Below are 12,529 nucleotides of genomic sequence, written 5' to 3'. Positions count from 1 at the left end.
ATAGATCAGGATGACGTAGCAGATTCTGACTTTAACATGACATTAAAGCGAACACTCATCGATCAACCTTAACAGATTTGGTTCCGTACCTTCGTTGCTTTACTTACGCTAAGTGTTTATTGTAGAGATAATTAGGGCGTTTGCTTTATAGACACAAGGATGATGTATGGATGAGGGTATTGCGTTAATAGTGTTACTGGTTGCTGTAATTCTATTTGGGTCAGTGGCAGGTATTGTTGCCCTGTTTCAGCTTTCAAATTTAAGAAAAGAAGTGATAGCATTAAGGAAGACGATTTCGTCAAAGGCGTATCAGCCGCATCTTGCTGATGAAGCTAAAGTATCAGCTCATGTTGAATCGCAATTAAGAGAGCATGTACAGCCTTCACCCACTAACACAGAGCCTGACTCAACCACTCTTGAACAACTTAAAGTTGATTCTCATTCTGTTAAACCTAGCGTTTCAAAACAGCCTAAGCCAGATTATTTCTCGCCAATTATTGCTCAATTTAAAGCCAATTGGTTAACGTGGGTAGGAGCAATAGCGCTGGCGTTTGGTGGGATTTTCCTTGCCCGTTATTCACTCGAAGCTGGTTTATTATCAGAGTCAATGCGGGTTATTTTAGGGGCCGTGTTTGGTGTAAGTTTAATTACGGTCGCCGAGGTGTTACACCGAAAAGGGATTGTTTTTGAAGGATTTAGTAACTACATACCTGCGGCACTTGCTAGTGGCGGCTTTATAAGCTGTTTTGCTTTAACTTTACTTGCTTATTCACATTACGAATTATTACAGCCTTTATCTGCGTTTGGTATTTTGACCTTTGTATCTCTGGCTGCCAGTTGGATGGCATTAAGGTTTGGCCCACTGCTCGCAGTTATCGGCATAATTGGCGCCTATAGTGTGCCGATATGGGTAAGCACAGGAAGCAATGACTTTATTGCCTTACTGACCTATGTTGGTTTTGTTACTGTATCAGCCTCTTTAGTGGCTCATTATGTGAAACGCCATTGGTTATGGTATTTGCTATGGGCTGGCCACTTGGGTTGGTTTTGGTTGGTGGCTGTCACTGCATCAAGCCATTTTTTATGGTTTATTAATCTGTATGCAGCTTTGAGTATTCTACTATTGATTGCGATACCGCGTTTAGGGTTAAAGCTCAGGCAGGTAGAGCATCGCCCTTATCGCTTTACAAAAATGCTAAGGCAACTGCCAGATACTCCTTTACTACTGGCAATTATTTCCCCTGTTCTTTTATTAATGAGCACTACCAATGCACTGCTTGTATGGCAGCTTAGTACTTTATTATTTGTTGTTTTATTACTGTTTTTGATTTTAAAAAATAGTGTATGGGATAACTGGCTACTGCTCGCTTTGGCATGTGTTGTAATATTATTGCTTGCACAAAACAACACAGTTGATTTTTCAGAACAGCTTTTTGTTTTTAGGCAAAACTACGGAGTAGGGCTGTTTTTTAGTGCGTTGTTTTTAAGTTATGGGTGGTACTTTACAGGCAAGTATCCAAAACGTTTAGGGTTTACATTAATCGCTTCACTATCAACCTTTGTGATTGTAGCGAGTTTATATTTAATTACCCCTGACCATGCTTTAATGAGCGCTTATCCGCTATGGTGTGTTGTGTTGTTAGCGGTCAGTGCGCTGCAATTTAAACTCTCAGCAAATAACAACCATCCTTTGCAGGTATTCTGCTACTGGCTTGGTGCTAATGCTAATATTAGTTTAGCACTAACTATGCTACTTGAAGGAAGTAGTTTAACTCTCGCATTAACGGTGCAAGTGCTATTGATTAGTTTTTATGTGAACAAGCACAGCATCACAATGCCAAGTTGGCCACTAAAAGCGTTAGTGGCAGGTTTACTCGCACGCTTGAGTGTAGCCCCTTGGTTAGTGGATTATAATGATACAAACCTGTTTGGTGTTCACTGGAGTCTCATTGTTTACCCTGTCAGTGCATGTTTGTTTTACTGGGCCGCAAGGTTTTGGTATCAACAACCTCTTCGAGTGTGGTTAGAAGGCGCCACTTTACATTGTATAGCTTTGTTTATAACGACTGAAACAAGTTATCAATTGGTGGGACGTTACCCTGATTTTGATAATTTATCGGTGTATGAACACATTCTACTTGCCTGTAACTGGGGCGTGTTAGGCTGTGTGTATTTATTGCGTTCAAGGTTTACTCAACACTTGGTAAGGCTTTATCAGGCTGGGGCGATTGTACTTTTAACACTGGCTGGTTTATTTGCATTAAAACTACTCACTGCGTTGAATCCTTTCTTCGAGCCTATAAATATCGGTCAGTGGCCAATTATTAACTGGTTATTACTGCTCTGGTTGGTGCCTGCATTAATAACCTTATGGGTTGCAAAGTTAATAAAGCCTATTAAGACTAAATTGGTTAAGCCATTAATTTGCCTCGCAGGTGCTTTTCTTGCACTTTATATTAATGCTGAAATACGCCACAGCTGGCAAGGTGAGCTTATTAATTTAGCGCAGTCGACCTCAGACGCCGAACTGTACACATATTCGTTAATATGGTTATTGATAGGTGCATTAGTGTTGATTGCGGGGCACTTGCGCTCTATCGTTGATCTGCAAAAGCTTGGACTAGGGTTACTGGCCTTAGTGGTGTTGAAGGTATTCTTGATTGATATGGCAAATCTAACAGGGCTGCTAAGGGCTGTGTCATTTATTGGCTTAGGTATTTCATTGGTTGCACTAAGTTGGCTGTTTCAAAAATTTAAGGCAAAGCCACACGCTTTGCCTTAAAGAGAGAGTAGGTTATGCACTGTGATTAAGCAGTGCTTTTAACTTCGCTGGTTTTACAGGCTTGCTGAGATAGTGGATGTTCTCAGCTTTTGCTTGTTGTTTAAGCGCTTCATCACGTACAGCGGTAATTAAAATTGCCGGAACAGGGCTTTGCCAAATTTCACGTAATGTTTTGATTAACGTAATGCCGTCACAGTCGTGACCAAGCTGATAATCCATCAGGATTACATCTGGGGCACGATGATCTTTAGCATATGCCATAATCGCATTTACGTTATCGAATAACTGATAATTAGCTTGCCATTTTTGTAGAAGGCTTGCCATTGCATTAAGGTTTTCAGGGTCATCATCTACTGCGACAATATTCATGGCAGAGCGGTTTTCCATGCCTTTTTTCGGCGTTTGTTTTTGTTGTATAAACTGTCTCTCTCCATAAGGGACTTCAATACTAAAGCGGCTTCCTTTACCTAGGTTTGAGCTTACATCTAAGCGTAAAGACAATAAGTCTGCCATTCTTTTTACCACGCCTAAGCCAAGACCGACCCCTTTATTGTCACCTGCTTCAATACGATAAAAGTCGTTGAAAATTTTTGCTTGTTCCAACTGTGATATGCCAGGACCTGTATCCCATACTTCAATACGAAGATGGTGTTTTCGTTTACGACACGCAATTAATACTCTTCCTTTATCAGTGTATTTTACTGCATTGGAAACAAGGTTTTGAATAATTCGGCGCAGATAAGTGATGTCGCTATGTACAATGATCCCTGCAGAGCGCACTGTGAGTTTCAAGCCTTTTTCACTCGACATAATTGCGTATTCATTTTTAAGGGGGGCAAGAATATCGTCAATACTAAAATGGCGTGGAGTTGGCGTCATCGCACCTTGTTCTAGCTTCGCTATTTCAAGTAATGCAGACATCAGGTGGACGGTTGAATCTAAACTTGCACCGAGTTTTTCAAAATTGTTTAAGTTATTACTCGAGAGGGTTTTGTCATCAATGGCTGCTAAATAAAGTCGAGCAGCATTAAGCGGTTGTAAGATATCGTGACTGGCCAGTGCCAAAAAGCGAGTTTTACTGTCATTCGCTTGCTCAGCTTCTTTTTTAGCCAAAGTGAGTGCTTGCTCAGTTTGTACTCGACTGTCAATTTGCGCTTGCAGATCTTTGTTAATCGTTCGTATTTCTTGCGTTCGTGCTTCGATACGGTTTTCAAGATCCATATTGACTTCCTCAAGAGCGTTTTGGGTTTCAATATGCGCTGTTATATCTGAAAAACTGGTCACAAACCCACCATCAGGCAGTGGGTTGCCTATCATCTCAAAGACTTGGCCATTACGACGGTGACGAATAAAGTGGTGTGGGCTGCCATTTTTAAGGTGTTGCACGCGTTTTTCTACATGCCGTTCTATCTCCCCTGGGCCGCACTCTCCGCGTTCTGCGTTGTAACGGATCACCTCTTCAATCGCTTGGCCTACTTCTAAAAAGCCCTCAGGGTAGTGGAACATTTCTGCGTAGCGTTTATTCCAAGCAACCAAGTTGAGTTCTTTATCAACAACTGAAATACCATGACTGAGATTTTCAAGCGAGGTGAACAACAGGTTTTGATTAAATTGCAGTGCTTGCGTTGTTTCGTCAAAGAAATTGACGACCTCTTCAAACGCCATGCGTTTCCCTGAGGCTACGGTATGAATAAGCGCTTGGGCAGACGATGCGCCTAGTACGCCTGTTAAAGCGCGCTCACAATAGGCAATAAACTCAGGCTCTGGGTGAGCATTGTTGTCATCAAGTTTATTGCTTAATGCAAAGTGTGCAAGTACCTGTTGACTGCGCTGAATACCCAAGAAGGTTTGTAATAGTACTTTAAAGTCGTATACCGTGGCTTTAACGTTCTTATTTAAGCGTCTTGCAAATACCGCTTGCTCTTTCGGGTTTACAAATGCAGCGGCTTGAATCTTATCTATTAAGCGCTCATCAGCACCCAGTGAAAAGCTAATATAACAGCCGATATTCGCAAATAATGCGATTAGCGTACCTCGTGTTATAAGTGTTTGCTGTAACTCGGCATCTAGGCTGTTACCCGCATCTAAAATAGGCAGCATTAAAAATAGAATCCAGCAAATAACACCTGCAAGCAAACCAGCATACACACCATAAGCATGGCCTTTACGCCAGTATAGGCCACCGACGATAGCAGGCAGTAATTGTGAAACCAGTGAAAAGGCAACCAAGCCCATGCTTGCCAGCGCTTTACCATGGCCAAACCATTGCTGGTAGAAATAAGATAAGATCAAAATGCCAGCAATAGTGAAGCGTCTCACAAGTAAAATCTGTGATTTATAACTACTTGTTATGAGGTTACGTTTAAACTTACGACGCAACATTAAAGGTAAAACCACATCGTTTGAGATCATGGTACTTAAGGTCAGTGTAGCGACCACAATCATCGCTGTTGCAGCAGATAAACCGCCAATAAAAACAAAGGTGGTTAAAAACGCGTTTTCATGTATTAAAGGCAGTGCTAACACAAAGCTATCGGGTGAAAAGCCACTACCAATACCAGGATGAATAGCCGCTGTCGCAATCGGAAAAATCATTGCCGCCGTTAACAGTAAATAAAGTGGAAATGCCCAACGTGCGGTATAAAGGTGACGTTTGTCTTGGTTATCAACAACGGTCACATGAAATTGCCTTGGCAAACAGATTATAGCGGCTGCGGCCATTAAAGACTGGCCAATAAAATTGAAGCTCAGAAAATCAAAGTTATGCCAATGCTGCCAAATAGAGCCTGTTAATTGCTCAGTTTGCACCGTACTCAAATTAAATAATGTGTATAAAGCAAGTCCCGCAACGGCAACCAAAGCTAGTAATTTCACCATAGATTCGAATGCAACAGCGAGCATCAGCCCTGAGCGATATTCGGTTACATCCACTTTTCGTGTGCCAAAAAAGATAGCAAACATTGCCATGATTAAGGTCGCCGACAGTGCCAGCATAGAACCCGAAATACGGCTATCATTTTGCAATAATAAAAAGCTACTACTAAGTGCTTTGAGTTGTAAGGCGATATAAGGGATAGTCGCAAGTAAGGCTATGATAGTAACCATAATTGCAGTAGTTTGACGTTTGCCATAGCGGGCTGAAATAAAGTCGGCAATAGTGGTGATATTTTGTTTTTTACTGACTAAAACGAGTTTACGTAAAAAGCCCTGACCGAAGAAAAACAGCAGCGCAGGACCGATTAAAATAGGCAGGTAGTTCCAACTACTGGTAGCAGCTGTGCCCACCGAACCATAGTAAGTCCAAGACGTACAGTAAATCCCTAAAGAGAATGAGTATACAAAGGGGTGATGGCTAATACGTTTTGCTAATGGAGTGGTTTTATCCCCCCAGTTAGCTAGCCAGAACAACACGCCAATGTAGGCGAGTGCAACAAAAATAAGCGCAGCTGTCATGTCTAAATTCAGTAATTATTGTAATAACTCTACCTTATCAGAATTATCAATAATTTCGATGTGTTGATTTTTTCTATATACAAAGTTTTATATTTAACTTATTGAAAAACATTGTCTTTAATATTTTTTTGTATTTTTATTAGACTAATGTCGCAGATCATTCGTTTTTGCTATTTTCAGTATTTCGCAGATTTATAATTACAGGTTAACTCTTTGTTAAATATTGCTTTTTACTGACTGTTTACAAATGCGGTTTTACAGTTTACGTAAACGTAAACTGGTTGTTACGACTATGGTATCAATTCCATATTGCTGAACCCTTGCTAACTTAGTTTATGACAACTAATACCACTCATTACATTGGTAATGTATAAGGGGATAAAAATGGCTTTTAAAGATGAAGAACAAGCAAAAGCTTATTGGGCGGAAAATATTTCACTGCTATTTAAACTGTTAGCAGTGTGGTTTGTCGTCTCATTTGGTTTTGGCATTTTATTGGTAGATGTACTGAACGAAGTACGTTTTTTTGGGTTTAAACTCGGCTTCTGGTTCTCCCAGCAAGGCGCAATTTACACCTTTGTTGCTTTGATTTTTGTTTACGTTTTCAAAATGAATACGTTAGATAAAAAATACGGCGTAGACGAATAGGAGCTAAGCAATGGATGTTCAAACACTCACGTTTATTATTGTCGGTTTAAGCTTCGCGCTTTACATCGGCATCGCAATCTGGGCCCGTGCAGGGTCAACAAATGAATTCTATGTTGCTGGTGGCGGTGTTCCACCACTGGCCAATGGTATGGCAACGGCCGCTGACTGGATGAGTGCAGCATCGTTTATCTCAATGGCGGGTATCATCTCGTTTGCGGGTTATGATGGTGGTGTATATCTAATGGGTTGGACAGGCGGTTACGTACTTCTTGCTTTATGTCTTGCGCCTTACCTTCGTAAGTTTGGCAAGTTTACGGTGCCCGATTTCATTGGTGATCGTTATTACTCACAAGCAGCACGTATTGTGGCAATATTATGCGCCATCTTTATTTGTTTTACATACATTGCAGGTCAAATGCGTGGTGTAGGTGTTGTATTCTCTCGCTTTTTAGAAGTTGATATTGAGACCGGTGTTTACATTGGCATGGTGATTGTTTTTTTCTACGCTGTATTAGGCGGGATGAAAGGCATTACATATACGCAAGTAGCGCAGTATTGTGTACTGGTATTTGCTTACCTTGTTCCAGCAATCTTCATTTCAATGATGATGACGGGTCACTTCTTCCCACAAACAGGGTTTGGTGCAACGTTAAGTGATGGCTCAGGACAGTTTGTACTTGATAAACTTGATGGGCTCAGTACTGAACTCGGCTTTGCGCAATATACCGAAGGCTCGAAGAGCATGATTGATGTATTCGCAATCACAGGTGCGTTAATGGTTGGTACTGCGGGTCTGCCTCACGTAATCGTTCGTTTCTTCACTGTTCCTCGTGTTAAAGACACACGTATCTCAGCGGCATGGACGCTTGTTTTCATTGCTATTGTTTATACAACTGCACCTGCTGTTGCATCGTTTGCCCGTGTAAACATGATCGATACAATTAATGGTAAAGATGGAAGCGGTACAGAGTATGCTGAAGCGCCAGCATGGGTTAAGAACTGGGAAAGAACAGGCCTTATTACCTTTAATGATAAAAACGGTGACGGCAAAATGTTCTACTCAGCAGGTAAGATTGATGATCCAAACAGCGCTAATGAAGTGAATGTTGACCGCGACATCATGGTACTTGCAAACCCTGAAATTGCAGACTTACCAGCATGGGTGATTGCATTAGTTGCAGCGGGTGGTATCGCAGCAGCGCTATCAACAACTGCAGGCTTACTATTGGTAATCTCGACCTCGGTATCCCATGACTTATTAAAACGTACCTTAAAACCAGATATTAGTGACAAACAAGAGCTACTTGCAGCGCGATTAGCGGCAATGATAGCGATTGTGATTTCAGCTTACTTTGGTATTAACCCGCCAGGGTTTGTGGCCTCGGTTGTTGCCTTTGCATTCGGCTTAGCAGCGGCGAGCTTCTTCCCAGCTATCATAATGGGTATCTTCTCTAAGAAGATGAATAAAGAAGGTGCAATCGCGGGTATGGTGACAGGTATTACTTTCACTGCGGCTTATATTATCTACTTCAAGTTCGTAAGCCCTGAGCTAAATGCGCCTGCACACTGGTTATTTGGTATCTCTCCTGAGGGGATCGGTCTAGTTGGTATGATTGTTAACTTTGTAGTGGCAGGTATCGTACTTAAACTAACGGCTGAAACGCCAGTTGAAATCCAAGAAATGGTTGAAAGTATTCGTAACCCGAAAGGTTCGAGCGCAGCGCACGCGCACTAAAAATGCCATTTATGAGAACACACTCTTGAAGGTTAAAAGCCCGACTTAAGTCGGGCTTTTTATTTATTTAAAACGGGAGTAGTGTAGATATTGCCCCATCGAATAGCGAGAATGACCATGAATACCGAGCAACAGGAAGTCGCCCAATTTGTGATGCAGCAAACCCCTTTTAATCAGCTTGATATGGCTGCCTGCGAGTACTTTGTTAACCATCTCGATATTATTTACCTTACCCGTGAGAATCAAAATCAGTGGTTAAGCTCAGAAAATCCAAAGTTGTTTTTGATTCGCTCTGGTGATTACGATTTGGTTGATGCAAAAGGCGATGTGATTGCTAAGTTGGCAACTGGCGATTACTTTGGCTTTCCCTCATTGCTAACAGGCGAGGCCATTCAAAATAGTATTTCTGTGCAAAAGGAAGGCATTGTCTACATGTTAGGCCAAGCGGCATTTGACTATTTGCGTCGTGAATACAAAGTATTTGAGCAATACTTTGTGCGAGCTCACAAGAATCGCCTGCTTTCATCTCACTATAAGAGTCAAAATGAGAGTTGGTCTGAAAAGAAAATAGCGGAGTTGATGAACCGAAAAGCAGTCATCTCAGCACCTGATGCGAGCATTCGACAAATCGCTAAGAAAATGAAAAAACAGGGTGTCTCGTCGATTATGCTTACAGAAAATGAGCGTTTAGTGGGGGTCGTTACAGACAGAGACTTGCGCAACCGTGTATTAGCCGATGAGGTTGACCCGCAAGAGTCTGTCAGCAGTATTATGACTGCTAAACCAAAGTTTATTTTTGAGAATAATCGGGTGTTTTCAGCGTTGCACTTGATGCTCAAATACAATATTCATCATTTACCTGTACTTGATGAGCACCATAAACCATTGGGTATGCTAACCAGCACTGATTTATTGCGCCAGCAAAAAAGTGACCCTGTGCAATTGATTGGTCGTATTTATAAAGCGCATAGTGTGGTTGACTTAAAACGCTATTCGCAAGAAATCCCGAGCTTATTAAAAGGTTTTTCGAATAATATCGATGATATCTCACTGATTGGTAAATTATTAAGTGGTTTAACCGATGCCTTGACCTCGCGCTTAATTCTTTTGTTTCAAGAAGATAATGGTGCTGCGCCAACCAACTTTAGCTTTATTTGCTTTGGTTCGCAGGCCCGTGAAGAACAAACCCTGCATTCAGATCAAGACAATGGTTTACTGTTGCCAGATGGGTTAACTGAACAGCAGCAAGATTACTTCAGACGTATGGGCGAGTTTGTATGCGAGCAGTTGACTGAATGCGGTATTAAACGTTGCCCAGGTAATATTATGGCGAGCAACCCACAGTGCAGAATGGGTATAAGTGCATGGACTGAAAAATTCTATAAATGGATTACCTCCCCCACGCCAGAGGCCATGCTCAATTGCAAAATATTTTTTGATTTACGGTTTATTGAAGGCTCAACAACCTTATATGCAAGCTTCTGTGAACAATTAAAACGTATTTCTAAAAATGACTTATTCTATGCGGCTATGGCCAGTGATATTAAAAATACACCTGTACCAATCGGATTGTTTAATCAATTTAAGCTAGAAAAAGATGACAAGCAGCATAAGTACCTTGATTTAAAAAAACGTGGTGTGGTGATCATCAACGATATAGTGCGTTTATATTCTCTCAAAGCGGGTATTCAGCGGGCTAATACGCAAGAGCGAATCGATGCCTTAATGAGATTTTCATTACTCAATAAAGATGATTTGTATAACCTAAAAGATTGCTGGCGTTTTTTAACGCAGCTGCGTTTAGGTACGCAAATAAATGAAGAAGGCCTACCGAGTAACTGCATTAATCCAAATGCCTTAAACTCCCTAGAGCGCCACCAATTAAAAGAAGCGTTTTACTTGGTTAAACAAGCACAGCAAGCTGCTGCCTTTAAATTTGCTCGCGGAAGTTTATAGGAGAGCACCATGGTAAAACGCTGGTTAAGTCGGTATTTAGCACGCAAGCAATTATTGGCGTCTAATGCCTATAAAGAACGCTACATTGTGATCGATATGGAATTAACAGGTCTTGATCCTCGCAAGCATGAAATCGTCTCTGTGGCGTGGGTGATGATAGAAGATCAATGTATTAAACTCAGCGGTGCTCAGCACTTAATAAATAAAGACGTGCAAAGTTTAGAGCAAAGCCCGATTTATCACGGTATTGCTAAGCAAGATATAGATGCAGGCGAAAGCTTAGAAACGATCCTTGGCAAGCTGCATGAGCATTTTGATGAGTGTATTTTGGTGTTTCATAATGCGGCGCTGGATTGGGGGTTTTTAAAACAAGCGTGTCGTAAGTTCGGTTTAAAGGCAAAAGCGCGTTTGATTCTTGATACTTTTGTGATTGAAAAAAAGCGCCTCCATAAACAAGGTCATGAAATTGGCCACGATGACTTAACTCTCAGCGAATGTCGCAAACGTTACAATTTACCGCATTACAGCTCGCACCATGCCCTTACTGATGCCATGGCAACTGCCGAGTTATTCTTAGCGCAGTGCCATCAAATCAGCCGGGGTAAACCATTAAAAGTAGGGGAGGTGGTTTGATTAGCAGGCGTTATTTGAAAAGGGTTAATCTCGAGGGAATTTTTGTTTTTGATGTAGAACACGCATGACACGTATTATGTCATCCTCGACCCAATAGGAAATAATCATCGAGATTTCAGGGATAATGAGCAGTCGCCCTTTGATGCATGTACGCTCTACGCCCATCAAAGGCTGGGCTAATAAATTTTCTACCTTAGCTTCGATGAGCTCATCGGTTTTGTCTGCAGCACTTGGGTTAAAGTGATAAAGATAGTCGAAGATTTTTTCACGATCATTTAAAGATTCATCTTCCCATAGGATCATAGATTGCCTCTATTGCGTATTTTTGCTTTACGCTCAGCCATGCGGGATTTAGCTGTTTTGTTGTCGATAAAAGTACTTTCACCAGCCTCATATTTATCGAAAGCTTGATTTACTTGCTCTGTTAACCAAGCGTCGTGAGACAGCGATTTTCTTTGCTGTTCAGCTAATTGCTCTGTGAGCTCTCTACAAGCATCACTAAGTGTTTTACCTTGGCTTTGTGCCATTTGCTGAGCAAGTCGTTTAGTTTCTTCATCAACTCGAAATTGAATTCTGGTATCCATGCTAGACTCCTGACTTTTGTGTGTACAAATGTTAGCACTAGTGTGAGGGTTGGGCAACTAACTTACTTTTTAATTAGAGTTAAGGTGAGTGGTAATTTACTAGCGAAGAAATTCTTTTTACTTGGCCCTCTTATAAACTCTTCAGGTCGATTACCAAAACTGCGCCATCTAAAACATGCCAAGCAATTTTTATTTTGGCTGACCTCTTATAAAAATGTGTCAGGTCGATTACCAAAACTGCGTCATCTAAAACATGCCAAGCAATTTTTATTTTGGCTGACCTCTTATAAAAATGTGTAAGGTCGATTACCAAAACTGCGCCATCTAAAACACGCTAAGCAATTTTTATTTTGGCTGACCTCTTATAAAAATGTGTAAGGTCGATTACCAAAACTGCGCCATCTAAAACACGCTAAGCAATTTTTATTTCACCTGACCTCTTATAAAAATGTGTCAGGTCGATTACCAAAACTGCGCCATCTAAAACACGCTAAGCAATTTTTATTTCACCTGACCTCTTATAAAAATGTGTCAGGTCGATTACCAAAACTGCGCCATCTAAAACATGCTAAGCAATTTTTATTTCACCTGACCTCTTATAAAAATGTGTAAGGTCGATTACCAAAACTGCGCCATCTAAAACATGCCAAGCAATTTTTATTTCACCTGACCTCTTATAAAAATGTGTCAGGTCGATTACCAAAACTGCGTCATCTAAAACACGCTAAGCAATTTTTA

9 protein-coding genes are annotated in these 12,529 nt (G+C 41.1%); 6 read left to right on the top strand and 3 right to left on the bottom strand.

What is annotated here, in order from left to right:
• Positions 1-166 precede the first annotated feature (166 nt).
• Complete coding sequence (locus tag L0Z67_RS13445; RefSeq protein ID WP_405128124.1) at positions 167-2,782, top strand: DUF2339 domain-containing protein; 2,616 nt, start codon at positions 167-169, stop codon at positions 2,780-2,782.
• Positions 2,783-2,794: 12 nt separating this feature from the next.
• Here L0Z67_RS13445 and L0Z67_RS13440 read toward each other — a convergent pair whose 3' ends face one another.
• A complete protein-coding gene (locus L0Z67_RS13440) occupies positions 2,795-6,235 on the bottom strand; it encodes a PAS-domain containing protein (RefSeq protein ID WP_062568811.1) in 3,441 nt (1,146 codons plus the stop codon).
• A 384-nt stretch (positions 6,236-6,619) separates the two neighbouring features.
• Here L0Z67_RS13440 and L0Z67_RS13435 point away from each other — a divergent pair, with 384 nt between their 5' ends.
• From L0Z67_RS13435 to L0Z67_RS13420, 4 genes are all read left to right on the top strand, one after another.
• Positions 6,620-6,883: a DUF4212 domain-containing protein gene (locus L0Z67_RS13435; RefSeq protein ID WP_004586074.1), complete on the top strand. Its 264-nt coding sequence runs from the start codon at positions 6,620-6,622 to the stop codon at positions 6,881-6,883.
• A gap of 10 nt (positions 6,884-6,893) precedes the next feature.
• Positions 6,894-8,618, top strand: a complete 1,725-nt coding sequence (locus L0Z67_RS13430; protein WP_062568812.1) for a sodium:solute symporter family protein — start codon at positions 6,894-6,896, stop codon at positions 8,616-8,618.
• Between the two features lie 117 nt (positions 8,619-8,735).
• A complete protein-coding gene (locus tag L0Z67_RS13425; RefSeq protein WP_405128123.1) occupies positions 8,736-10,574 on the top strand; it encodes a DUF294 nucleotidyltransferase-like domain-containing protein in 1,839 nt (612 codons plus the stop codon).
• 9 nt (positions 10,575-10,583) lie between these two features.
• A complete protein-coding gene (locus tag L0Z67_RS13420; RefSeq protein ID WP_062569507.1) occupies positions 10,584-11,207 on the top strand; it encodes a 3'-5' exonuclease in 624 nt (207 codons plus the stop codon).
• 24 nt (positions 11,208-11,231) lie between these two features.
• Here L0Z67_RS13420 and L0Z67_RS13415 read toward each other — a convergent pair whose 3' ends face one another.
• On the bottom strand, positions 11,232-11,510 hold the full coding sequence (locus tag L0Z67_RS13415) for a type II toxin-antitoxin system mRNA interferase toxin, RelE/StbE family (RefSeq protein WP_062569508.1): 279 nt from the start codon (positions 11,508-11,510) through the stop codon (positions 11,232-11,234).
• Complete coding sequence (locus tag L0Z67_RS13410) at positions 11,507-11,791, bottom strand: type II toxin-antitoxin system RelB/DinJ family antitoxin (RefSeq protein ID WP_062569509.1); 285 nt, start codon at positions 11,789-11,791, stop codon at positions 11,507-11,509. Before L0Z67_RS13410 ends, L0Z67_RS13415 begins: the two co-directional genes overlap by 4 nt.
• A gap of 84 nt (positions 11,792-11,875) precedes the next feature.
• Here L0Z67_RS13410 and L0Z67_RS13405 point away from each other — a divergent pair, with 84 nt between their 5' ends.
• Positions 11,876-12,091 (top strand): hypothetical protein, encoded by a 216-nt coding sequence (locus L0Z67_RS13405; protein ID WP_405128122.1) that lies wholly within the window; start codon positions 11,876-11,878, stop codon positions 12,089-12,091.
• Positions 12,092-12,529: the final 438 nt, after the last annotated feature.

Source organism: Pseudoalteromonas sp. PB2-1, assembly GCF_045040605.1.
GTDB lineage: Bacteria > Pseudomonadota > Gammaproteobacteria > Enterobacterales > Alteromonadaceae > Pseudoalteromonas > Pseudoalteromonas arabiensis.
Note: the sequence above shows the minus strand (reverse complement) of the source record. Positions and strands in the feature narration are given on the sequence as shown.